General features: G+C 44.4%; 23 protein-coding genes. 14 read left to right on the top strand and 9 right to left on the bottom strand.

Annotated elements, in window-relative coordinates:
• The first annotated feature begins 629 nt into the window (after positions 1 to 629).
• From AAAT87_RS02640 to AAAT87_RS02655, 4 genes are all read left to right on the top strand, one after another.
• Positions 630 to 1,106 carry a hypothetical protein gene (locus AAAT87_RS02640; RefSeq protein WP_349225544.1) on the top strand — a complete coding sequence of 159 codons (477 nt, stop codon included), beginning with the start codon at positions 630 to 632 and terminating at the stop codon, positions 1,104 to 1,106.
• A 226-nt stretch (positions 1,107 to 1,332) separates the two neighbouring features.
• Entirely contained in the window at positions 1,333 to 1,845 is a 513-nt protein-coding gene (locus AAAT87_RS02645) for a hypothetical protein (protein ID WP_349225545.1), read from the top strand.
• 221 nt (positions 1,846 to 2,066) lie between these two features.
• A complete protein-coding gene (locus AAAT87_RS02650; protein ID WP_349225546.1) occupies positions 2,067 to 2,597 on the top strand; it encodes a hypothetical protein in 531 nt (176 codons plus the stop codon).
• Between the two features lie 799 nt (positions 2,598 to 3,396).
• Entirely contained in the window at positions 3,397 to 4,572 is a 1,176-nt protein-coding gene (locus AAAT87_RS02655; protein ID WP_349225547.1) for a hypothetical protein, read from the top strand.
• A 242-nt stretch (positions 4,573 to 4,814) separates the two neighbouring features.
• Here AAAT87_RS02655 and AAAT87_RS02660 read toward each other — a convergent pair whose 3' ends face one another.
• The 3 genes from AAAT87_RS02660 to AAAT87_RS02670 form a co-directional block, all read right to left on the bottom strand.
• A complete protein-coding gene (locus tag AAAT87_RS02660; RefSeq protein WP_349225548.1) occupies positions 4,815 to 5,114 on the bottom strand; it encodes a hypothetical protein in 300 nt (99 codons plus the stop codon).
• Between the two features lie 9 nt (positions 5,115 to 5,123).
• Positions 5,124 to 5,474, bottom strand: coding sequence for a phage holin family protein (locus AAAT87_RS02665; protein WP_349225549.1), 351 nt, complete (start codon positions 5,472 to 5,474; stop codon positions 5,124 to 5,126).
• Positions 5,475 to 5,539: 65 nt separating this feature from the next.
• On the bottom strand, positions 5,540 to 5,752 hold the full coding sequence (locus tag AAAT87_RS02670; RefSeq protein ID WP_089544569.1) for a YtxH domain-containing protein: 213 nt from the start codon (positions 5,750 to 5,752) through the stop codon (positions 5,540 to 5,542).
• 380 nt (positions 5,753 to 6,132) lie between these two features.
• Here AAAT87_RS02670 and AAAT87_RS02675 point away from each other — a divergent pair, with 380 nt between their 5' ends.
• Genes AAAT87_RS02675 through AAAT87_RS02690 form a run of 4 tightly spaced genes read left to right on the top strand, consistent with a single transcriptional unit; the run spans position 6,133 to position 9,585 of the window.
• A complete protein-coding gene (locus AAAT87_RS02675) occupies positions 6,133 to 6,615 on the top strand; it encodes an SPOR domain-containing protein (RefSeq protein ID WP_349225550.1) in 483 nt (160 codons plus the stop codon).
• A 41-nt stretch (positions 6,616 to 6,656) separates the two neighbouring features.
• Entirely contained in the window at positions 6,657 to 7,070 is a 414-nt protein-coding gene (gene ruvX, locus AAAT87_RS02680; RefSeq protein WP_117661646.1) for a Holliday junction resolvase RuvX, read from the top strand.
• Positions 7,067 to 7,627, top strand: coding sequence for a peptide deformylase (def, locus tag AAAT87_RS02685; RefSeq protein ID WP_089544566.1), 561 nt, complete (start codon positions 7,067 to 7,069; stop codon positions 7,625 to 7,627). Before ruvX ends, def begins: the two co-directional genes overlap by 4 nt.
• Positions 7,624 to 9,585: a tetratricopeptide repeat protein gene (locus tag AAAT87_RS02690; RefSeq protein ID WP_298532532.1), complete on the top strand. Its 1,962-nt coding sequence runs from the start codon at positions 7,624 to 7,626 to the stop codon at positions 9,583 to 9,585. Before def ends, AAAT87_RS02690 begins: the two co-directional genes overlap by 4 nt.
• A gap of 123 nt (positions 9,586 to 9,708) precedes the next feature.
• Here the strand turns inward: AAAT87_RS02690 and AAAT87_RS02695 are convergent, their stop codons facing one another.
• A complete protein-coding gene (locus AAAT87_RS02695; protein WP_296971274.1) occupies positions 9,709 to 11,928 on the bottom strand; it encodes a RelA/SpoT family protein in 2,220 nt (739 codons plus the stop codon).
• A 553-nt stretch (positions 11,929 to 12,481) separates the two neighbouring features.
• Here AAAT87_RS02695 and AAAT87_RS02700 point away from each other — a divergent pair.
• On the top strand, positions 12,482 to 14,059 hold the full coding sequence (locus AAAT87_RS02700) for a DUF4301 family protein (RefSeq protein WP_349225551.1): 1,578 nt from the start codon (positions 12,482 to 12,484) through the stop codon (positions 14,057 to 14,059).
• 742 nt (positions 14,060 to 14,801) lie between these two features.
• Here AAAT87_RS02700 and AAAT87_RS02705 read toward each other — a convergent pair.
• A complete protein-coding gene (locus AAAT87_RS02705) occupies positions 14,802 to 15,833 on the bottom strand; it encodes an asparaginase (RefSeq protein ID WP_295023982.1) in 1,032 nt (343 codons plus the stop codon).
• A gap of 286 nt (positions 15,834 to 16,119) precedes the next feature.
• Between AAAT87_RS02705 and thrS the strand changes: the two genes are divergently transcribed.
• The 4 genes from thrS to rplT all read left to right on the top strand — a co-directional run bounded on the left by thrS (position 16,120) and on the right by rplT (position 19,611).
• Entirely contained in the window at positions 16,120 to 18,072 is a 1,953-nt protein-coding gene (gene thrS, locus AAAT87_RS02710; RefSeq protein ID WP_295023981.1) for a threonine--tRNA ligase, read from the top strand.
• Positions 18,073 to 18,212: 140 nt separating this feature from the next.
• A complete protein-coding gene (gene infC, locus AAAT87_RS02715) occupies positions 18,213 to 18,902 on the top strand; it encodes a translation initiation factor IF-3 (RefSeq protein WP_295023978.1) in 690 nt (229 codons plus the stop codon).
• Between the two features lie 127 nt (positions 18,903 to 19,029).
• On the top strand, positions 19,030 to 19,227 hold the full coding sequence (rpmI, locus tag AAAT87_RS02720) for a 50S ribosomal protein L35 (RefSeq protein ID WP_006846865.1): 198 nt from the start codon (positions 19,030 to 19,032) through the stop codon (positions 19,225 to 19,227).
• A gap of 39 nt (positions 19,228 to 19,266) precedes the next feature.
• Positions 19,267 to 19,611 carry a 50S ribosomal protein L20 gene (rplT, locus tag AAAT87_RS02725; RefSeq protein ID WP_089544559.1) on the top strand — a complete coding sequence of 115 codons (345 nt, stop codon included), beginning with the start codon at positions 19,267 to 19,269 and terminating at the stop codon, positions 19,609 to 19,611.
• A gap of 174 nt (positions 19,612 to 19,785) precedes the next feature.
• Here the strand turns inward: rplT and AAAT87_RS02730 are convergent, their stop codons facing one another.
• From AAAT87_RS02730 to AAAT87_RS02745, 4 genes are all read right to left on the bottom strand, one after another.
• On the bottom strand, positions 19,786 to 20,544 hold the full coding sequence (locus AAAT87_RS02730) for a hypothetical protein (RefSeq protein ID WP_298532544.1): 759 nt from the start codon (positions 20,542 to 20,544) through the stop codon (positions 19,786 to 19,788).
• 135 nt (positions 20,545 to 20,679) lie between these two features.
• Complete coding sequence (locus AAAT87_RS02735) at positions 20,680 to 21,516, bottom strand: porin family protein (protein ID WP_349225552.1); 837 nt, start codon at positions 21,514 to 21,516, stop codon at positions 20,680 to 20,682.
• A gap of 20 nt (positions 21,517 to 21,536) precedes the next feature.
• Positions 21,537 to 22,715, bottom strand: coding sequence for a PCMD domain-containing protein (locus tag AAAT87_RS02740; protein WP_349225553.1), 1,179 nt, complete (start codon positions 22,713 to 22,715; stop codon positions 21,537 to 21,539).
• A 251-nt stretch (positions 22,716 to 22,966) separates the two neighbouring features.
• The gene (locus tag AAAT87_RS02745; RefSeq protein WP_349225554.1) at positions 22,967 to 23,395 is read right to left on the bottom strand and encodes an HU family DNA-binding protein; all 429 of its coding nucleotides are present in this window, start codon (positions 23,393 to 23,395) and stop codon (positions 22,967 to 22,969) included.
• A gap of 563 nt (positions 23,396 to 23,958) precedes the next feature.
• Here AAAT87_RS02745 and AAAT87_RS02750 point away from each other — a divergent pair.
• Complete coding sequence (locus AAAT87_RS02750) at positions 23,959 to 24,504, top strand: REP-associated tyrosine transposase (RefSeq protein ID WP_296971291.1); 546 nt, start codon at positions 23,959 to 23,961, stop codon at positions 24,502 to 24,504.
• Positions 24,505 to 24,732 lie beyond the last annotated feature (228 nt).

Below are 24,732 nucleotides of genomic sequence, written 5' to 3' on the forward strand. Positions count from 1 at the left end.
GTATTATTGACCGTAAGTTCTTTCTCTTCAGACTAATGAAGATCTATGCCTAATCCACACACTTTTACTGGTGACCCAGAAAAATCATGCAAAAGTGGATTTCTTTGACATGTTTATATTTAATATTGTTAAATCAGCCCTTAAAATCACACTTTTCCAGCCAAACAAAGTGGTTTTCAATGTAAAAGTGTTACCTTTGTAACGTCAATACCCATACCGGAAGCCCCGATGGGCAGAGGTTGGGCAGACATATATACATATAAGGCGTAACTGTACGCTTTGGTTTTGACAGTGTAAGAATCTCGCAAATTCACAACAGTTTGTCAAGAACAAAGCAACGGGAACGTCTCATGGGATGTATTGTATACAGCCCTCATAGGCTTCGGATGGCTCTGTCATTTGTTGCCAAAATGGGTTAATTATATACTTGCATCATACGTGGGGCTTTCGGCGTTGCTCGTTTCGACAATCTGGGCAATGCGAGAGCCTTTACACTGTGGAACGAGCAACAGGACTGGCTCCACGTTTCTTATTTGTATGTATACCAATATGTAAATGAATATAGTCATACGGATGCCAGATGACAACAATTAATTCTATGTATGTGCATCAATGACAAGAATTCAACATTGGAAGAATTGGGCAACTACCAAGGATATGATGTGGTTATCCGTGAGATGATTTCAAAAGAGATTGACCGTCAATATTCTTTTATGAAATGGAATATTGCTGTTCAAACCTTTTTGTTTGCTTCCATTACCCAACTCAAAAACGACAAGTATCTTTGGGCAATAATTGCCATTGGTATATTAGCTTCCATAAGTTCGTTTGCTACATATTGGGTCAGTGAAGCTAAAATCAAAAGAATTCTATATTTTTGGGATGGGTATAGAAGATATAGAGGACTATCATATTTCGCATTTCCTCCTGTATGGACTAATCCATCAGAGGAAGCAATTCCAGATGCGGAGATTAGAGAAATTTTTGGTGAATATAGATTAGGTTGGTCTCGCAAATTCTGTTTAAAGTTTATTTTGCCAAAATTCTCACCTTTTATTTTTATTCTCGTATGGGTTTTCATTCTTTATGTTATATATCTTAGTTAAGTCTATGTTACCATATTTAGCTCGCTATCCTACAGAATTCCAACAATGGCTATTTCTTGTCACCCACTATTTGGATAAATTCTCGTTAGATTGCGATTGTAATAAAACGTTGTTAAAACCAAACGAAAGAATAAGCCTTGCAGCGTGTTCTACAAAATTGAAAATAAAAACAACGCACACCTTATTTGATTAATGAGTGAGAATGTGCTAAAAGAAAAATTTAATTATGAGACAATTTGTATTATTCATTCTTATATTACTGTCTGTTGGAATTAAAGCCCAAAAATACAATGACAACAATGTTCACTATTACCTGCCTGTTGGATATTCGGTAGACGATGTTAACAAGACAAGATATCAATCTGGCTTGTTGTATGTGACCATTATTATAGTAAGAAGTAATAGTATCTATAGTGCAACTACAGGTAACTTAATATCTGCCATAGCACGTAATCGCGAGAAATATATAACTTCTATTGAGAGAACATTAAGAAATGCTTCCTTGCGAGGTTCATATAATAGTAACCTATCAACATCAAAATACGAAGTTTATTCTGAAAATATTCCATCAAGTATGTTTGGCAGCGGATATACTAGATACGATGCCATCTCTAAGGATTATAAAGAATTAATCCAATGGGATGACAAATATGGAGCCGATAAAAGAAAGCGATATTATGAAATCGATATAGAAACACTTCTTCCAAAATCGGCCGAAAGCTATGACTTCCTTGAGTAACAGAGTAAAGAGTTTCGCTATTCCATAGTTAGTCAACCATGGCTATTCCTCTACTACAAAAAGTTCAATAGGTTCTTGTTAGAATGTTGGTATGGAAAAGTTGTTTTTCTAAGCACTGGAATATGCCTTACCTTTATATTATACAAAACAAAAATAGTTAACTATAATTGGCATGTCTTACCCAGACTAAACGGTAAGGATGCACTAAACAGAAAAGTACAATGAAAAAAGTATTATTTTTAATGTTCTTTATTTTGGGGACAATTTGCAATATTCATGCACAAATTTATCACCGTGGGGTTTGTTATTATATTCCAGCAGGAGAAGACCTAACTTCGTCTACGAAAGTCTATGTCGTGAAATTTACTGGAAATAGAGTTGTTCTGTTGTCTGCTAGCAAATCTACAATATGTAGCAACATACAGGAAAACCGTTATTATTACGATGAGAAATTGGGGAAAATGGCAGAAAACAATGGATTCAAATACAAATCATCTTTTTCAACAACAAGTAAAGAAGTTTATTACGACACATGGACTTCGTGGCCACCAAGATATGTTCCAGACATGTGGGGAGGGCAAAATGTTTATGATGTGTTAGGATATCATTATAGAGCATTTTCTAAAGATTTGAAAGAAATGATAACATGGAGAGAAACGAAAAGTGGTAATATAGAGGGTAAAAAGTATTATATCCGAATTTCGGAAGAAGACTTGAAGCCCATAGCTGTTAATCGTGATTTTCTAGAATAAAATGAGATACTTTATAATTTTGACATATGCAATCCTTTTTAATGCCATATCGTATTCACAAAATACTTCATATTACGCATTAATAAAGAAAGTACATAATCATGTCGTGTCTACAAAAGTCTCCGGAGGGCAATTCATTTCTTTTATAGATAATGTATGCTACGAGTCAAATAAAAGAGGCATTGGGGTAGGTCATGGAACCTTAAAATTAAACAGTTACAGCAATAGCGACTTCAAGTACTATAATGGAAATAGCTATTGGGGTAATTCAGCGATGTTCAAGTTCAAATCGGATTTGAGCGTGTTGAATGTTGTGCTTGAAAATGGTGATGTATATGTGTATAGAAGACAAATGCCTCCGTCATCAGCAACGACCTGTTCCCTAATTCGCAAGAAAGGAAGTTCTACAGGGAGTAGCAATAACGGTGGAGCTGTTTATACCCCTTTATATCCTAATTATGGAAATAATGGAGGAAACACGTATAGTCCATCAAGAGGACAAAATAATTCTTCAACATATAGACAACCTACTAAGCGTACATGCAGTTTATGCAATGGACAAAGAAGAATAGTTAAAGACACATATCCTTCATTATATGGACAAAGTGATTATCAAGTAAAGTGCAATGAATGTGGAGGTTACTTTATGCGCTCCACTGGACATACGCATATAACTTGTCCGCAATGTCACGGCAAAGGCTATTTCACCACCGAATGATAAAATTTACAAGTAGCTACACAGCCCTAATCAAAAATGGGTGAGTAGCTACATTTCTTTAAACTAATAAAACTTAAGCATATGACACCAAAGGTAAAAATTTTTTTGGCACTCATTACACTATGCCTTGCTTTTCAGAAAGTAAAAGCACAGGATGTTATTGTGAAGAAAGATGGAACTACGATTCTTTCAAAAGTTCTTGAAGTTAATGCGGAAAATCTTAAATACAAGAAATTCAAGAATCTACAAGGACCTACATATAGTATGTCATTGTCAGAAATCATCTCAGTAAACTATGAGAATGGGGAAAAAGACACATTTGGGAAAATAGACAATTCTATTAATGAAAGTAGCAACCAAATGACATCTACCAAACTCATAGAAAAGCCAGCGGATGGTAGAAATCAAGACCTTATTTCGGTTTACAATCGTAATTACAAGTTAAATAGCAAGGAAAAAAAGACAGACGATTATGCCAAAGGTTGCGTTTTGGTTTTTGGCGTGAAATCAAATTCCATAATGTCCAACGAAGATCTTGAAATGAAATTTGTAAGAACCAAGTTTGAAAGAACCAAGTATGATGGTTATTTTATCTACAACATCAACATAAAGAATAAAACTGACAGAACAATTTATATAGATAAAGGCAACTGTTTTAGAATAGGAAAAACTGGTGATGTATATTGCTATTTTGATAATACAGAACAGACAACAGTTAATTCTGGAGGTAGTACAGGAGGGTCTTTGGGACTGGGAAGTGTTGCTGGTGTTCTTGGTATTGGCGGAGTTGTAGGGCAACTTGCGAACGGAGTAAGTATTGGTGGAGAATCTTCTCATTCTGTTTCAAAAACATATTCTCAACAACGAGTTATAGCAATACCGCCTCATGGAAATCGTAATATGACAGAAGAAAAGTGGGTCGAGGTTAATAAAACATATGAGCGATGGGGAAAAGCTGAACTTTTCGAGTATAATCCCTGTGTATGGCCTCACAATGAAGATGATTTAGGGTTAAAACGAGGTATTGTAAAGCGTGGAGAGTCTATAACTTTTAGCGAAAACAATTCTCCCTATAAGCGTGAGTACCTTATAACATATTCAACAGATGAATATTTTTCTTCATATTCCACTTTAAAAGCAGAAATCTACCTTCATCAAATTTTCGGAGTTTTCGCTTATTATTTTAAACCCGAGGATAAATATATAGACGGAATTGATGAAAACACCATTGTTGGTCGTTATGAATTAAGAAAATAATCTTATAACATGAGGTTGTGTGCCAAGATGCGTCACACAACCTCAACTTAGCAACCGAATTCTCCCTCCCTGCTGGGTTATGACCCAGCAGGGAGGGAAACAGAAAGTAAAAAACAAGTCTTGACACAGTTTTGATTACACACCCGAAAATTCCGTACCCTCAAAAAATGCGGTCTTTTGCAAGGCCGCATTTCTTATGATGGTTTTCATTCCTATCTTTCTCTTGAGATAGAAGGATTCTCTTATTTCTTTTTCTTGAATTTCCGGTAGAGCTTCCACGCCAGCAGAGCTCCATCGAAAGCTCCCATACCAATAGACATCATACTTTGCAGTCTCTTGCCTCTGCTTGCGTCTTTCTTGAAGGCGTCAGGCTTGGTGAAGAGAGAGATCCACAGGGTCTTGATCTTCTTGTCGTCTGCCTCTATGCTTTTGCGAAGTGCTTCCTTGCGCAGTCTGATGTCGTTGAGGCTGTTATACTGTGGGCAACTATTGTCGTCGTCCAGGTATCTGTTGTCATTGTTTGGCTCATTTGTCATCATCATGCTCTTTATTTATTTTTGCATAAGCAGGCTGGCTAAGAATTTCACGAGTGGCTTTTCAATCCATTGATGTCGGAAAAGGATGAAGAGAACCAGTATCAATAAGTATGCTCCCGCCACGATGCAGAATGCAGGTGCCAAGCCTACGTAATCAGCCATGGCGAATGCGGCAGCAAACGAAAGATATATCAGAGCCAAGGTGAGGAGAGTCAGCAGCAGCGATCCCATGATCAGTGCAGCGAGCAGGCTTACCACCTTGTCAGCTACATCGAGTTTCATATACTCAGATCTGAGCCCGATGTAATGCTTGAGCACCTCTACGAGTTGCCCGATGGTTTCTACATTCTTATCGCTCGAAAACATTCTTATCGCTTATTCAAGTAATAATATGTTGTACTTGTCGAAATCTCAGGGTAGTTGGGTGGGGCTTAAACCTCAGGGGCAACATCCTTGATATCGTCAACCAAGTCGTCAACGTCCTTGCGTGTCAACTTGATGTCGTGCTTCTTGCAGAAATCTTCTACAGCTCCAGCAATCTTGCTGCGGGTATCCTCACCCTTCTCAGGAGCAAAAATCATACCGAGTGCTGTACCAGCGATAGCGCCACCGAGGAATGCGCCAATGTAACCTAATGCCTTCATAATCTAAAAGTTTTAAATGTTATACAATATATTTATGAAATTGTGTGATGGCGATGGCATTTTGGAGTTTTTGCGTCCAGATGCACTTATTTCGCTTATCATTTGCAAATATACGAATTATTCTTCAAAAAACAAGCTTTTAAGTCTTAATATTTCGTTAAAAATGTTGTTTTACGTAATGTTTAACAATCTTTATGCTGAAAACGTTTCTTTCTTTGGGATATATTTTGTATTTTCGCAGAATAAAAGCGTAAGGCTATGTGTTGCCCCTATATATAATAAGGTGTAGGCTGAACTCAAGTTGGGACGGCACCTATATATAATAAGGTGAAGCAATATAAAATATTTAAGTAAACACAAATACAATTTTAGAAAAGATTATGAAGAAATTATCAGTTTTGAGCTTAGGATTGTGTGCTGTTCTGGCACTCGCAAGTTGTGGTACATCTAAGGAAAGTGCCTACAAGAAGGCATACGAGAAGGCACAGCAGCAGGAGGCTCAGCAGGAACCAGCTGTTCAGGAACCAGTAGTTACTCCATTGGAAACAACAACTCCTACAGAGAGCACAACTACAGAAGTTGATAATGCTACTGTTCGCCAGGAGAATGTAGATCTCATCTCTGGTTCTGGTCTGCAGAACTTCAGCGTAGTAGTAGGTTCTTTCTCTCTGAAGGCTAATGCTGAGGGATTGGCTAGCACTCTGAAGAGCGCTGGTTATGATTCTCAGATCGTTTACTACAGTGCACGTAACTTGTATCGTGTCATTGCTTCTACATTCGTAGATAAGGCTGGTGCAGTAAAGAGCCGCAACGAGCTCCGCGCTGGCAAGTATCCAGATGCTTGGTTGCTTATGAAGAAGTAATTTTCACGTTTCACATAGAAGATTAGAAATTTCGTAACTGAATGCGAATTTTATCTATAGACTACGGTAAGAAACGTACCGGACTGGCAGTTACCGACCCATTGCAGATCATTGCTAATGGGTTGGCAACTGTTGCTACGCCCGAACTTTTCGAATTCTGCGAAGCCTATATCCAGAAGGAGCAGGTGGAGCGCATCGTCATCGGTAAGCCTACCCAGCCCAATGGGCAGCCTAGCGAGAACCTGGCGCGTGTGGAGAATTTCTTCAATCGCTGGCGCAAGGCTCATCCCGAGGTGCCTATCGAGTACTACGATGAGCGCTTTACGTCGGTTTTGGCACATCGTGCCATGATAGACGGCGGCGTGAAGAAGAAGACGAGAAGAGAAAACAAGGGATTGGTAGATGAGATAAGCGCTACCATCATATTACAAGACTTTATGCAATCAAGAAGATGATTTTACCAATTTATATTTATGGTCAGCCAGTATTGAGAAAAGTGGCTGAAGATATCACCCCCGATTATCCTGAGTTGAAGGAATTAATCAATAATATGTACGAGACTCTCGATTCGAGCAATGGCATCGGTCTGGCTGCGCCTCAGATTGGCTTGGCTATCCGCCTGGTTGTCATCGATCTCGATGTGCTCAGCGATGATCTCCCTGAGTATAAGGGATTCCGTCATGCCTTCATCAATCCTCATATCCTGGAGTATGATGAGGAGGCTGAGAAGGATTCTTCTGATGAGGGATGTCTCTCTATTCCTGGCATCAATGAGAAGGTGGTTCGTCCTACCCGCATCCATGTGAAGTATATGGATGAGCAGTTCCAGGAGCATGATGAGTGGGTGAGCGGCTACTTGGCTCGCGTGATGCAGCATGAGTTCGATCACCTGGAGGGCACGATGTTCGTTGACCGCGTGTCTCCTCTCCGTAAGAACATGATAGCTGGCAAGCTCAAGAACATTATCAAGGGTAAGTTCCGCTGCAGCTATCGTACCAAGATTCGTCGATGAAAAAGTTTATTTTCACTTTTGTGCTGGTGCTGGCTACTTTGTCAGCATCGGCGCAATATAGAGTTGACCGCCTCGTTACGGCGGGAAGAAGTGCGCTCTTCTACGAGGACTTCGTTCTTTCTATCAAGTATTTTAATCTAGCCATTGGTGCCAAGCCTTATCTCTATGAGCCTTGGTATTACCGCAGTGTGGCCAAGTTTAATCTCGATGACTATATGGGTGCCGAGAGTGATGCCTCAGAGGCTATCAACCTCAATCCGTATATCAACGATATCTACGACTTGCGTGCCATCTGCCGCATCCGTCAGCAGCGTTATGATGATGCCATTGCCGACTATAATTCTGCCATCCGACTGGAACCTCGCAACCGCAACTACTGGTTCAACCGTGCGCTCTGCCAGATGGAGGCGAAGAACTACGACAAGGCGCAGCTGGAACTTGATACGGTCATCACCAAGTGGAAGGATTATTCGAATGCCTACTCCCTGAAGGCTGAGGTGTATCTGCATCAGAAGGATACGGTGCAGGCTGAGAAATGGCTCGACCAGAGCCTGAAGCTGAATCCATACGATGGTGATGCCTGGATTACACGTGCCTATATGGCGCTTGCCCGGAAGGAATGGAAGGTGGCTGATGAGGCGCTCACCAAGTCGCTTCACTTCAAGCCGAACAATGTAAACAGTTACATCAACCGGGCATTGGCTCGTATCAACATCAACAATTTACGAGGTGCGATGAGCGACTATGATGCCGCTATCGACCTGGATCCGCACAACTTCCTCGCTCACTACAACCGTGGATTGATGCGTGTGCAGTTGGGTGATGACAACCGTGCCATCACCGATTTCGACTTCGTCATCAAGATGGAGCCGAAGAACTTCATGGCGATATTCAACCGTGCGCTGCTGCATGACAAGACGGGAAACCTGAAGGCGGCTATCCGCGATTATACTACGGTAATCAATCAGTTTCCTAATTTCTGGACGGGTCTTTCCGCCCGTGCTCATTGCTATCGCCGACTGGGTATGACGGCGAAGGCTGAGCTGGATGAGTTCCGTATCTTCAAGGCGCAGATGAACAAGCATCTCGGTATCCAGCCTCGCTGGAGTGCGAAGACCAAGAAGGAGATGCGCAAGCGTTCGGAGATAGACCCAAACAAGTTCGCTTCCATTGTGGTGGATGATGAGCCGAAGTATGAGCATAACTACAAGAGCGAGTATCGTGGAAGAATCCAGAACCGCCAGGTAGAGACTGCCTATCTGCCGATGTTCCAGCTCTCTTACTTCCCTAACACTCAGAATGTAAGTGGGGTACAGGCTTTCGACAAGGATGTGGAGGCGCTGAACCAGAAGATGAAGGACAAGGTTTATATCGTATGTTCCAAGGAGCAGTTGGATGAGAACAGTTCTATGAAGATCTTCTCTCTCATCGATAAGCTTTCGGCAGAACTGAGTGTGGCGAAGGATATTGAGCAGAAGAAGGCGATATTGATGCGTCGTGCCATCGCTCATAGCGTATTGCGCGATTTCGAGGCTGCCATCAGCGATTTCACCTATTATCTCTCGCTGGATGATAAGAATGCACTGGCTTACTGGCAGCGTGCCGTCTGTCAGGCTGAGATGGATGAGTTCAACAAGGCTCAGGGCAAGGGAGTGGTGAATATCCATTCTGCCGAGGCTGATTTCAGCGATGCCATCCGCCTGAACAGCAACAATGCCTACATCTATTATAACAGAGGTAATCTGCATGCCGGAAGAAACGAGCTTTCCAAGGCGATAGATGATTATACCATTGCGCTGAAGATAGACAACCGTCTGGCTGAGGCATATTATAATAGAGGTATCGCACGTGCCAAGAGTGGCAACAAGCAGGCTGGTATCCAGGATCTCTCGAAGGCTGGAGAGCTGGGCTTGTATGATGCCTACTCGGTAATCAAGCGATTGAATAAGGCGAAATAAGTGCTTGAACAAGATGAAATAATAATAAAAAAATCCCGCAGAGCAAAATTCTGCGGGATTTTTTTGTAACATTGATTTTTATGCTTTCCAATACGATTGGTTTTATATTTTCTTTAAACCAATTTATATTCTCGTAACCTGCTTTACGCCTTTTACGGCGCTCAGTTTCTTGATGAGTGCATCCGTCTTGCCGGCATCATCAATCATTACCGTAACATTGCCCGAGAACAGGCCGTCCTTGGATGAGATGTTGATGCCTCTCATCACGAGCTTATCCTCTTTCGAGATGATGTTGGTGATGTTGCTCACGATGCCGATATCATCATTTCCGATGATTCTCAGGGTGATGGCATACTTCGATGTACCCTTTCCGCTCCATTTCGCCTTTACGATGCGATAACCGAAACGGCGGCGCAGCTCCTTGGCGTTAGGACAGTCGATGCGGTGGATCTTGATGCCCTTGCTGATGGTTACGAATCCGAAGATAGGGTCGCCGTAGATAGGGTGGCAGCAGTGGGAGAGCTCGAAGTCGATGCCCTTCAGGTGTTCGTCAATCACCAGTACGTCGTCGCTCTGCTTCAGCAGTTCCTCGGTAGGGTTCTCGAACTCGAAGTTCTCGGCACTTTCGGCAGGCTTGTTGGTGTTGCTGAGGTTGAGATCGTGGTCACGCTCTTCGATGTATTTCTCCACCACGGTGTTCACGTCGAGTTTCTCTTCCGCCACATCCTTGTAGAAATCAGAGTTCTCCTTGTATCCCATCTTCTTGATGATGCGCGCCATGGTGCTCTCGTCAATCTCTATCTTGCGGTTCTTGAATCGGCGCTCCAGCAGTTCCTTGGCATAGAGTCCGTCCTTCTTCTGCGTTTCCTTCAGGGCGAGTCGGATCTTTGCCTTTGCCTTGGATGTCTGCACGATGTTGAGCCATTCTCTTCTAGGCTTCTGGTTGCTCTGGGTGATGATTTCCACCTGGTCGCCCGAGTGCAGTTCCTGTCGGAAGGTTACCGCCTTGCCGTTGATCTTTCCGCCCACGCAGGTGTTGCCGATGCGAGAGTGGATGTAGTAGGCGAAGTCGAGCACCGTGGCTCCTTTCGGGAAGTTCAGCAGGTCGCCCTTAGGGGTGAACACATAAACCTCGTCTTCCTTCAGGTCGGTGGTAAACTGGTCCATCAGCTGCAGGTCGTCGTTGTTTTCCAGGGCGGCACGGATGTTGGCAAGCCATTCGTCAATGCCTCCTTCTCCCTGCTTGATGCCCTTGTATCGCCAGTGTGCAGCCAGTCCGTGTTCGGCGATATCGTCCATTCTTTCGGTTCTGATCTGGACTTCTACCCATTTCTTCTCCGGTCCCAGTACGGTGGTGTGCAGACTCTCGTATCCGTTGCTCTTAGGCACGCTGAGCCAGTCGCGCATACGCTTTGGGTTCGGCTGATACATATCTGTAATCAGGGCGAAGGTCTGCCAGCACTGCATATATTCCTTCTCTCTAGGTGCGTCGATGATGATTCGGATGGCAAAGAGGTCATATACACCTTCGAAGGCGCACTTCTGCTTCTTCATCTTCTGCCAGATGGAGTGGATGCTCTTGGTTCTTCCCTTCATGTGATATTTCAGTCCGGCAGCATCGAGCTTCTCCTTAATAGGCTGGATGAATCGGGCGATATAGGCATCACGCGAAGCCTTGGTGGCATTCAGCTTCTCCTTGATCATATAGTAGGCATCGTGCTCCAGATACTTCAGGCTCAGGTCTTCCAATTCGCTCTTCAGCTTGTAGAGACCCAGCTTGTGGGCGAGTGGGGCATAGAGGTAGCTGGCTTCCTCGCTCACCTCGTGCTTTGCCTCCTTCTGGTCGGTATCACGTATCTGTCGCATCACGTTCACGCGGTCGGCTATCATGATGAGGATTACGCGCATGTCTTCTGAGAAGGAGATGAGCAGGTTGCGGAAGTTCTCGCTCTCGATGATCGGGTTGCGCTTGTAGAGATCGTGAATGCGGAGCAGTCCGCTGATGATATGCGCCACGCTGTCGCCGTATTTCTTCTGGATGTCTTCGATGGTCTGATAGCCGTCGATGACGCTGGTCTGCATCAGGATGGCGATGATGCCGTCTCTTTTCAGACCGATTTCGTTCACTGCGATTTCTGCTGTCTGCAGGGCTGCGAGTATAGGGTTCATGCCGAAGACGTTGCGCTTGATCTGGTGGTTGATGAAGGCATGCTGTATGTCTTCACGCAGATGCTGCTCATCGCCAGGCTTGAATGTGTCGCCCACGGCGGTTCTCAGGCGCTCCAGGATTTGGAGTGTCTGTTCCTTTTCTTCGGATGTGAATTTAAAAGGTGTTTCGTTCATTGTCGTTCCCTCCCGTTGATTATATATTATTGAGTTGTTATAACTCGTCTATCCATTTCTGACCTGATTTTGTGTTAAGCCAGATGGCGAAGCAGGTTCCTATCAAGGCTCCTAGCCCCATAAATATAGTATATAGTTCCATATTGTTTCTTATTTATCGTTATACTTCATAACTCTGTTTGCACTATACGCAAATACAAAAGCTGCTATAGCTCCAAGTACAAGGCAGAGTATATTATTTACTCCCATCTCGTCTCCGGTAATCATTGGAGATAATCCGCCTATACCGGTTCCGCTGATGAACAAGTTAGATACCCCATAGAGGTAATGTGATAGCCCCGACCTTCGGTCGTGCTCCTTTGATAATTTACTAACCATGTCGCAATATTCCATTTTAAATTTGACAAACAATGGCGTTTCAGCGTTAAAAAACGCGTACTTTGTTAAATTTTCAATGCAAAGGTACAAAAAAAAGCGGAAATATTTCTGATTATCAGAAAAAACTATTATCTTTGTAGCACATATAGTGTAAATTTAACATAAATATGGTATTATGAATCAGCAAGATCTAAACCAAATCGCTGCTCGCGGCATCTCCGAGCAGCAGATTGAACACCAGTTGGAACAAATCAAGAATGGCTTCCCATTCCTCAAGCTCGAGGGTGCGGCTGCCATCGGTAAGGGTATCATGGCTCCTACAGCTCAGGAAGTAGAGGACTACGAGAAAGCGTGGAACGACTACAAGGCTGAGGGTCACAAGATTGTGAAGTTCGTACCTGCTTCAGGTGCGGCTAGCCGTATGTTCAAGAATATGTTTGCGTTCCTGGATGCTCCATACGATGTTCCTACTACTGACTTTGAAAAACAATTCTTCGAGAATATCAAGAAGTTTGCTTTCCGCAAGGCACTCTGCGATAAGTGTCATGTAAACAACGAGAAGGGCATCATGTGCCTCATCAAGAAGGGCGATTACAAGGCTGTCGTGGCTAATCTCCTCAAGCCAGAGGGATTGAACTATGGTCAGTTGCCTAAGGGATTGCTCCAGTTCCACGAGTATGAGGATGAGGTTCGCACTCCGATGGAGGAGCACCTGGTAGAGGCTGCGCTCTATGCAAGCAGCAACGGCGAGGCAAACGTTCACTTCACCGTTTCTCACGACCACCTGGAATTCTTCAAGCAGATGGTAGCTGAGAAGGCAGATAAGTATGCACAGCGCTACGGCATCAAGTATAACATCTCTTTCTCAGAGCAGAAGCCTAGCACAGATACCATTGCTGCCAATCCGGATAATACTCCATTCCGCAACGAGGATGGATCTTTGCTGTTCCGTCCAGGCGGTCATGGCGCTCTCATCGAAAACCTCAACGAGATTGATGCTGATGTAGTATTCATCAAGAACATCGATAATGTGGTTCCTGATCGCCTGAAGGCAGAGACTGTTACCTGGAAGCAGGTGATTGCAGGTGTATTGGTTACTTTGCAGAAGCAGGCATTCGATTACTTGAAGGTATTGGATTCCGGACAGTACAACCACGAGAAGCTGGAGGAGATTATCCGCTTCGTTCAGCGCGACCTCTGCTGCCGCAAGGCTGATATCAAGGAGCTGGAGGATGCCGAACTGGTTATCTATCTGCGCAAGAAGTTGAACCGTCCTATGCGTGTCTGCGGTGTCGTTAAGAACGTAGGCGAGCCTGGTGGTGGTCCATTCCTTACCTATAACCAGGATGGCACTGTAAGTCTTCAGATTCTGGAGAGCTCACAGATTGATAAGAACAACGAGGAGTATATGAAGATGTTTACCGAGGGTACTCACTTCAACCCAGTAGATCTCGTCTGTGCAACCAAGGATTACCAGGGCAATGCCTTCGATCTTCCTAAGTTCGTAGATCCATCTACCGGTTTCATCTCAAGCAAGAGCAAGAACGGTAAGGACTTGAAGGCCTTGGAGTTACCAGGTCTCTGGAATGGTGCGATGAGCGACTGGAATACCGTATTCGTAGAGGTTCCTCTCGGCACATTCAACCCAGTGAAGACCGTGAACGATCTGCTCCGCGACCAGCATCAGGCCGTAGAGGGTGGCATCAAGCACGAGCATCATCACGGCGAGGATGGCTGCTGCGGCAAGCACTAATCCCACGGATATAGATACGATAAAGGCTCAATCTCCGATTCTTCAGTCGAGGATTGAGCCTATATTGTTTTGTTAAGAGTAGAGGTTTAGAAATCGTAGAAACTTATCTAGCTGCGAGATAACAAACCTGCAAGGACTAGATCTTGGCGCTTCCTTGATTTCACTCTTAAAGGATTCTTGATGTACATGCTATCCAGGATAGCTGTACCAGATGATTGATTGAACCAAAATTCTTGTTTCTTTTCTATTATTGGATCCTAGCTTTTTCGGGAGATTTCCTGGAGTTTGGCTTTCCGATAATACTTTTTTGCTTGAATTCTAGTTGTACCAGATTTCTCCGCCCAATAAAGTTGGATACTCTTCTGACGTTGTTCTTTCTACAGGAGCTGTAATCTCTACATACTCACCATACTTCTTTGCTTTACTCTGCATAATTAAAAAGGTTTTTGTTGATTTATTAAACTTCGTATTTTATCTATGTTTCTTACGGCTGGGAATGTGCAATCGATTGCAACAAATTTTGCTTTCTTGCTCAAGATAACTACTTTTCATGCTGCAAAGATAAGAAAAATATCGGTACGATGATTTTTTTGTCCCAAAAACGTCTATGAATTAAACTTTTTTAATTAAAACCGAATATTATCTGCAAAAATATGCGCTTTTCTCGTAACTTATTGAAAAAGAGCACCTACCTTCCGAAGAGGTAAGTGCTCCTGAGTAAAAGAATTAAATTTTACACATCTTATGCCGTAATCTCTCCTGCAAGCGATTGCTTCAGCATCTCCCTTACCTTGCGATTGTCATCAAATCTGCCTTGCAGATACATCATCTTCGTTACCATCGCCTCTACCGTAGAGTCGTGGCCGCTGATTACGTGAGCAGTCTTCAACTGGAATCCGGCGCCGTATCTCTCCATCTCCACGCTACCTGTCAGGCACTGGCTGATGTTCACGATGTTCACGCCTCGGTGGGCAGCTTCGTCCAGCAGTCGCATAATCCATGGAGTATGAGGGGCGTTTCCCGAACCGAAGGTACGCATCACGATGCCTCGCAGATCCGGCGATTCCATCACGTGGCGCACGATGTTGTCCTGAATGCCCGGAAAGAGACTGAACACAATCACGTTCGGGTCGAGTCTCAGGTGGGGTATCATCGGCTTGTCGTAATCCGGAGTGAGGATGTGGTGCTTGTGATACTGGAAATTGATGCCCACATCGCAGAGATGCGGATAGTTGAACGATTCGAAGGCGTGGAATCCCTCGGCATTGATCTTGATGGCGCGGTTGCCTCTGATCAGCTTGCCGTTGAAGAAGATGCATACCTCCGGCACCATCGGTCTGCCGTTCTCGTCCTTTGCCGATGCTATCTCGATGGCTGTCATCAGATTCTCCTTGCCGTCGGTACGCAGTTCGCCGATAGGCAGCTGGCTACCGGTCAGGATCACCGGTTTGGTCAGGTTCTCAAGCATGAAGCTCAGGGCCGATGAGGTGTATGCCATCGTATCCGTGCCGTGCAGAATCACGAATCCGTCGTAGTCATTATAGTTGTTGGCTATCATGCTCACGATTTTTGCCCATCTCATCGGGTCCATGTCGCTGGAGTCGATGGGTGGGTCGAATTTTCGCACGTCGATTTCTGCCTGGATGAGTTTAAACTCGGGCATGGATGAGACGAGATGGTTGAAGTCGAGCGGTTCCAGCACGCCTGTCACCGGGTCTTTTCCCATGCCGATGGTACCTCCCGTGTAAATGATGAGAATCTTTGGTGTTGCCATTTTCTTTGTTTCTTTACATTTTGTCACTTTTTCGGCTGCAAAGATACGGAAAATATTTGTTTTTCCAAAACTTATCGGCTAAAAAAGCACTTCCTTTTTGCAAAGTGTTATGGATTATCGCTCAGAAAGCAGATGAAGACTTCAATATGTCACCATTTTCACCCCCGAAAATCCCCTTATATAAATAGGTATTAGCAAAGTTTAGCAAAATAAATGCATTTTTATTCGCTTGTTACAAAAAGAAATAGTACTTTTGCACACGATTTAATAAAAATACTAAGTTGTTATGGTAAAAATCACATTCCCAGACGGATCTGTTCGTGAGTACGAGCAGGGCGTTACTGGCTTACAAATCGCCGAGAGCATCTCACCGGCTCTCGCTCGCAACGTTGTATCTTGCGGTGTCAATGGTGAGACAGTAGAGTTGGATCGTCCTATCAATGAGGACGCAAGTGTAGAACTTTACAAGTTTGAGGATGAGCAGGGCAAGCATACCTTCTGGCATACTTCAGCCCACTTGCTCGCAGAGGCTCTTCAGGAGCTTTATCCAGGCATCCAGTTTGGTTTCGGTCCAGCTGTAGAGAGCGGTTTCTTCTACGACGTGATGCCTGCTGAGGGTCAGGTGATCTCAGAGAATGATTTCGCTAAGATCGAGGCTAAGATGATGGAGCTCGCCAAGAAGAACGAGCCTGTGGTTCGCAAGGAGATTGCTAAGGCTGATGCGCTCGCTGAGTTCAAGGCAGATGGTCAGCAGTACAAGTGCGAGCACATTGAGCAGGACTTGGAGGATGGTACCATCACCACATATACCCAGGGCAATTTCACCGACCTTTGCCGTGGTCCTCACTTGCTGAACACTGGTCTTATCAAGGCTGTGAAGATTACAAGTGTGGCTGGTGCTTTCTGGCGCGGTGATGCCAAGCGCGAGCAGATGACCCGTATCTATGGTATCAGCTTCCCTAAGAAGAAGATGCTCGATGAGTACCTGGTTGTTCTCGAAGAGGCTAAGAAGCGCGACCACCGTAAGATCGGTAAGGAGATGGAACTCTTCATGTTCTCTGAGCGTGTAGGTAAGGGTCTTCCTATCTGGTTGCCAAAGGGCACACAGCTCCGCCTCCGCTTGCAGGAGCTGCTTCGTTCGCTCCTGAAGCCTTATAACTATCAGGAGGTTATCTGTCCTGGTATCGGCGGCAAGAGCCTCTATGTTACATCTGGTCACTATGCTCACTATGGCAAGGATGCATTCCAGCCTATCCAGACTCCGGAGGAGGATGAGGAGTATATGCTCAAGCCAATGAACTGTCCTCACCACTGCGAGGTCTACGCCCGTAAGCCTCGTTCTTACAAGGATCTTCCTTTGCGTATCGCCGAGTTCGGTACCGTGTTCCGTTATGAGAAGAGCGGTGAGCTCCACGGTCTGACCCGTGTTCGTACATTTACTCAGGATGATGCTCACATCTTCGTTCGTTCAGATCAGGTAAAGTCTGAGTTCGAGAACGTAATCGATGTAATCCTGAAGGTATTCAAGATCTTCGGTTTCGAGAACTACGAGGCACAGATTTCTCTCCACGATCCTAAGGATACCGAGAAGTACATCGGTTCAGAGGAGATTTGGGCAGAGAGCGAGAATGCTATCCGCGAGGCTTGCAAGGAGAAGGGCCTTGAGACACGCGAGGAGGTTGGCGAGGCTGCCTTCTATGGTCCTAAGCTCGACTTCATGGTGAAGGATGCCATCGGCCGTCGCTGGCAGTTGGGTACCATCCAGGTGGATTACAACTTGCCAGAGCGCTTCAAGCTGGAATATACAGCGGAGGATAACTCAAAGAAGACTCCTGTGATGATTCACCGTGCACCATTCGGTTCACTGGAGCGTTTCACAGCCGTTCTCATCGAGCACACAGCCGGTCACTTCCCATTGTGGTTGACTCCAGACCAGGTTGCTATTCTTCCTATCTCAGAGAAGTTCAACGACTATGCTCAGAAGGTACGTCAGTACTTCGACAAGCAGGGTGTTCGTGCCTTGGTTGATGACCGTAACGAGAAGATTGGCCGCAAGATTCGTGACAACGAGTTGAAGCGTGTGCCTTACATGGTTATCGTAGGTGAGAAGGAGAGTGCCGAGGGCCTCGTTTCCATGCGTAAGCAGGGTGGTGGCGAGCAGGCTACCATGAGCATGGAAGAGTTTGCTCAGCGCATCAACGCCGAGGTTGCAGAGCAGCTGAAGGCAGCTGAAGAGTAAAAATAAGATATAAATCCGCAGGTTTCTTTGGAAATCTGCGGATTTTTTTAAAATAACCCGCTGAAAATTTGGTGGTTTCACGGAAAATGCGTAACTTTGCAGCCGTTTAATCAAAAAACGTTGAATATATCGAATAGTTAATGAAAAATGACAAAATGAAAAATCAGTACCGCGTAAACGAACAGATACGCGTACGTGAAGTGAGAGTAGTAAGTGAAGGCGGAGCTGAAGTGATGCCTACACGTAAAGCGTTGGACTTGGCACGTCAGCAAGAGCTTGACTTGGTCGAGATATCTCCTAATGCCCAACCACCAGTTTGCCGTATTGTTGACTATTCTAAGTTCCTTTACCAGCAGAAGAAACATGCTAAGGAAATGAAACAGAAGCAGGTGAAGGTGGAGACCAAGGAGATCCGTTTCGGACCTCAGACCGATGAGCACGACTATCAGTTCAAGCTCAAGCACGCTAAAGAGTTCCTCAACGAGGGTAACAAGGTACGTGCATACGTATTCTTCCGTGGTCGTTCTATTCTCTTCAAGGAGCAGGGTGAGGTTCTCCTTCTCCGTTTCGCCAATGATTTGGAGGAATGCGGTAAGGTAGAGCAGATGCCAAAGCTCGAAGGTAAGAAGATGTTCCTCTACATGAGTCCTAAGAAGGCCGGTACAGCTAAGAAGAGCCAGCAGAAGATGGACCGTGAGAAGCGAGAGGCTGAAGCTAAGGCTATTGCTGATGCAGAGCGCGCTGCCAATGCCGAGAAGAATGGCTTGCTCGCCAATGCCAAAGGCGGCGATGCCCTGAAGAAACTCGCAGAGAGTTCAGAGGAGGCCTAGTTCCCCTCTCACCCCCGTCCCGAGCGATTCCATCGCTCGTCCGTATTAAGAAAAAAAAGATGCGTAACGCCCTGGTATATGCGTTGCCATCGCTATAATAAATAACAATTTAAAATTAAAAGTAAAAATGCCAAAAGTAAAGACTAATTCCGGCGCAAAGAAGAGATTCCGTTTCACCGGTACAGGTAAGATTAAGCGTCATCACGCTTTTCACAGTCACATCTTGACTAAGAAGACAAAGAAGCAGAAGAGAAATCTCCTCGGCGAGACTCTCGTAGACCGTTCAAACTTGAAGCAGGTTCGCGACTTGCTCTGCCTTCGTTAATTATTAACTTTTTAGTCGAACTTTTAAAGAAAAAAAATTATGCCAAGATCAGTAAATCACGTTGCATCTAAAGCAAAGAGAACAAAAATCTTGAAGCTCACTAAGGGTTACTATGGAGCTCGCAAGAATGTATGGACAGTAGCTAAGAACACTTGGGAGAAGGGTCTTACCTATGCTTATCGCGATCGTCGTAACAAGAAGCGCACATTCCGCGCATTGTGGATCCAGCGTATCAACGCTGCTGCTCGCCTCGATGGTATGAGCTACAGCCAGTTGATGGGTGCTCTTCACAAGGCTGGTATCGAGATCAACCGTAAGGTTCTCGCTGACCTCGCTGTTAATAACCCAGAGGCTTTCAAGGCTATCGTTGCTAAGGTGAAGTAATTTGAAAGATTTTTAAAGGAATCCTCAGTTATCTTTGATAGCTGAGGATTTTTCTTTTTTCAGGTATTCCTATGTTCCCGTTATGAAGCAAAATAAAAATCCCCAGCTATCCATCAAAAGATAGCTGGGGATCTTATCATTTATAAGCCTTTCGGACTTTATAAACTCTCCGCTTTACTTGATCAATTCAAGACCTGCCTCAAACTTGGTAGTCTTATCCATGATGGCAGGAAGCTGGTTGACAACAGTCTCCAAAATCTTGAATTGTGCCAAATCATCCTTGTCCATACCTGTAGTAGGAATCTTGTTAACCTGAGCAGAAAGCATGGCGATGATAGGAGCAACGAAATCCTTGTCAACATAGAAATATACCTTGTTGGCTGCTGGATAAGATACGTGTACTGGAATACCGGTCTTAAACTGATCCAACATGCCGGCTACCATAGCCTGCTCCTGAGCATCGTCGATGTCTTCTGTAATCTTGGCTGTGTTCAGGAACAAGGTAATCATATTCTCGTTAACCACCTTGTATGTAGCGTAATCGTTAGCTACCTTCCAGTCGTTGTCATCAGCCTCTTCCTTGTAGGTTGCAGAAATCTGACCCTTCTCATTGAAGGTTACATCCTGCAGAACGCTTCTGAGCTGGCTGTTGAGCAGCATTGGAACCATTGAGATGGCATCCTTTACTGGATATGGCTCATCAAAGAGACCTGGAATTTCGATAACTGCATCGTTAGAACCTTCCCAGTTTAATACTATTGAACCTGTTGCCTGGTAAGTTGTTGGATCCATACCAGCCTCCTGTACCTTCCAGGTGCCTTCAATCTTCTCGTTGCGCTTGAAATCATTCTCATTGTTGTCATCATCGCTGCTACAAGCAGTGAAGAAGCCAAGGGTGCAAACCATGGCCATCAAATAAATAAACTTTTTCATTTTCTTCTCTTTTTTTGTTAATGAATAATTGTTTTTTTTTATCTTTTTATCTCTCTTTGGCTATATATATTTTGGCTAAATATATTAATGTACGCGTACATTATTATATAGATAGCTTCAGCAGAATATGATCTGTTACTTCAGCTGATACGTGATACCTACGCTGCCGTAGATAGGATACATCGTCTGCTCGATGGTCTCGAAATCTTTCTTGAAGATACCATTTAAGCCCCAGCTCAGATCAGCACAGATGCCCCAGCGGTTGTTCAATCGCCAGTCTATTCCGAAATCTACGCCCACCTGCCAGTTGCGCATATCGTCGCTGAAATCGTAATCACCACGTTCGCCTTCATCATGACCCAACTTTACCTTCTGTCCGGTAGGATCGCCCTTAGGATGACCTTCCTCCTGGCGGCGCAGGTAACCATCGTATGCCCAGCCCTCAAACTTCTTTGATGTTACATAGCTAACATACGGACCCAACTTGAAGCGGAGGTTGTCGCAAATGTCGTATGTAGCCTGCAATGGTACTGTGATAAGACTCATGTCTACCTTCGTAACCACGTTGCCTGTAAATATACCTTTCAGTTCTTCTCCTCCACGTACTATTCTCATATAATAGTTTTTTACGCCTGCATCAATCTTCATGCCCTTGTTTTCAAAGTGCAGACCTCCAACGAATCCCCATTTGCCTGTAAGTGGGTGATAAGCATCGATACCCAGACTGAAGTTAGGTTGCAGGGTATAGCTGTGCAGTGTACGGATGGTAGCAGGAAGACCGATAGGGGCTGTGCCTCCAATATTATACGCCACGCGAGCCTGATACTGGTAGCCGTGAAGATATTTGTTCCACGAGGTGAGCTTGCTTTCTTCTACCTGCTTGTGCTCCTCAGTCTTCTGATTTTCATTTTCTTCTGCCCATGTAGCAGTGCCCCATGTCAGCAGGAGAGCTAATATTGTTATCTTCTTCATTATATAGTTTCCTCCTTAGCTTATTTGCAAATCAACTTGAAACTGTCTATCCAAAGGGTACTGCCTACGGCACCCAGGAAGTTAGCTCCATCGGAACTGGACGAACTGACTATAGTGAGACTGTAGCCACCATTCTTCAACTTGATTGGGTCTATGGCTTTCTCATACTCGAAATCTACGCTGAAGTGATGCCATTCCGGTGTGTTTCCAATGGCAACTTTTCCGTTGTCATCATGGGTTTCACCTACCAGGGCAAGTGCTACTATCTGTTTGCTGGTCTGTACATTATCTCCGTAGAGCAATACGGCATTTCCCTTTTCATCGATGTTCTCATAGAGTACAGCATAGATGGTTCCGTAGTCATGGCGGTCAAGTTCCTTCATATTCTTGTCGGTGAATTTTTCGCCAGCCTGATACTTATACCATCCTTCTAACTTAGCAGGCTTGGCATCGAAACTGAATGGATGGCCAAACTTTGTTGCCTTCATCGCATCGCGCAGGGCATCGGTGGCATCAAACTGTCCGATGAAGAGGTTGCCGGCAGCGATAGGCTTGTGTACCATATCAGCGATCTTGCTTGTGCGTCGGGTTGTGAGTTGCACTCCCTTTCCCCTGTGTCCATCTTCTATCATCAAGGTAGGATATTCTTCCGGTTTAGATGAACTGTTACTCATTTTGAATCCAGAGTTTCCTGTTGCCCAGATGTCGAGTTTATTGCCGTTCCAGTTCTCTTGCCAGTTGTAGTATCCTTTGCTGAGGTATGCGTTTTCAAATTCGAATTCAATCTCGTTTGGCATGGTGGTCTGACCCTTCTTGATGCTCACCTGATAGGTACGGGTCCACTGCTTGTCTTCCGATGTAACCACGTATGTAACAGGACCTTTGGAGAAGTCGTGTACGCTTCCGCTTTCCGGCTGGATGGTGGCTCCCGGAGTGAGTCGGAACATCGGTGCCTGCTTCTTGAGACTGGCGAATGGCTTCATGGTGAATTCTATCTTGTCCTGGTCGCTCTGTACGTTGACGAGCGTATCCGAGGCGTTTGTGAACCACAGCTTCAGCCAGCTTCCTGGGTGGATGTATGCCTGCTCGATGTCGCATTCGGCATTGAGGGGTTCATTCTTGAAGCATGAACTGAGTGATAGGGCGCAAACCGTCGATAAAGATAGCGTTATAAATTTTCTAAAACCCATTGTCTTCATATCCTTTTCCTTTATTACATAAGAATCTCTATCTTTTGTTATAAGATTCTTTTCTTTATTATATATGAGCGTTATCTTTTTGGGATATCCGCTGATGATTCAATTTTCTGGTTGCAAAGTTACGCTGAAAACTTGAAAGCGCCAAACATTTTTCACTTTATTTGCATATTATTTATGTTTCTGATTATTTGTTAAATGGGCTAGGAAAAAAAGAAGACTGGGCATCCCTTTTGGAATGCTCAGTCTTCTTTTTAGAAATTTACATTGTCGCCACCGCCGCCTTCACTGTCTCCGGTGTTATCCTTTCCGGAGTCTCCTGATGGGGTGTTGCCGCCGGATGGATTGTCCTTGTCGGTGCCGCCGGATGTATCACCGGTATTGTCCTTATCGGTTCCACCTGAAGTTCCACCGCCTGAAGTTCCGCCGCCATTTTCCTTGTCTTCGATGCCGTTGTACTCGGTCATCTCCTCCATCTTGATGCCACTGAGCATCGGCTTTACTCGCTTGCCCTGGTCCATGACAGAGTAAGGTGAGTAGATGATGTACATGGCCTTGATGTTGGCTGAGGTGAACTTCTTGGCGCTTACGGCTGGGGAAGTTCTGATGCCGAGCTTGAAGCTTCCGAAGTTGTCGAGCACTACCTTGTTGCCTTCGGCGATGTTGGCGGAGATCTCTGTCATCAGGGCGTTGAAATCCGGCGTTAAAAAATGTCCTAACCTATTTAGGCTCTACGGATTTGCAATCCGCAGCAAAGGAGTATGCTTTTCCTTTTATTGGGGGATTACAAATCCCCCGGTGTTATAGGTCGAACCTTTTTTTACGGCGGATTTCAAATCCGCCGGGACGTCTAGCGGAAGATAGTTTCTTTGGATGCCTAGCGGAAGACTTTGCATCGATACCGTTAGGCGTTTCGACGGATTTGCAATCCGTCGTTTAAAAATGTCCTAACCTCTTTTGTGCTTTGGGGATTTGCAATCCCCATCAATAAGTAAAGCCTCGTAAAGTCTAATCCTCACCTTAATAAACACTAAAAAAGAAGAAAAAACTGCTAGATTTCTCCAAAAAACAAATAATTTCGACTCAAACAGCAAATTCTCACTTCAAAAGCACCATTGAATGAAGAAATATATTATCTTTGTACTTGTATATTCGCTTGAGCCAGTGATAAGCTACGATACATCAAGAAGTATCACAACCTATATGACTCATCCTGTTTTATGGAAATTTTAAAATCATCAAAATTATGGCTACAAAGAATACTACAACCAAAAACTTATATTTTGTGACAACCACTGTTGTTAATTGGGTCGATATTTTCAGTCGTCCCAAGTATAAACATATTATTATAGAATCTCTGGCTTTTTGTCAGAAGACTAAGGGATTGGAAATATACGCTTGGGTACTGATGCCCAATCATTTACATTTCATTATAGGGGCAGAGAATCTTGAACAGGTTCAAACTGTTCTCCGTGATTTCAAGAAGTTCACGAGTAAGAAAATTGTCGCAGAACTTCTGGAGGATATCCAGGAGAGTAGGAGAGAGTGGATGTTGCATCTTTTCAGACTGGCTGGGGAGAAGAATCAGAAAATCAGCAAGTATCATTTTTGGCAGGATGGGTGTTATACTGAAGTGATTTCATCGTTCAAGTTTTTCAAGCAGAAGTTGGATTATATTCATCAAAATCCGGTGAGAGCCGAGTTCGTGAGGTATCCTCAGGATTATCTTTATAGTTCTGCGATAGATTATGCAGGGGGTAGGGGATTGCTGGAAGTGATTGTTGTGAGGTAATCTTTTTGTTATTGATGGGGAGTTATGGGGGATTACAAATCCCCCGGTTTTCATAGGTCGAACCTTTTTTTTACGGCGGATTGCAAATCCGCCGGGACGCCTCGCGGAAGACTTTTCTCTGGATGCCTCGCGGAAGACAGTTTCTTTGGATGCCTAGCGGAAGACTTTGCATCGATACCGTTAGGCGTTTCGACGGATTTGCAATCCGTCGTTTAAAAATGTCCTAAC

Source organism: Segatella sinensis (genome assembly GCF_040095255.1).
Classification (GTDB): domain Bacteria; phylum Bacteroidota; class Bacteroidia; order Bacteroidales; family Bacteroidaceae; genus Prevotella; species Prevotella sinensis.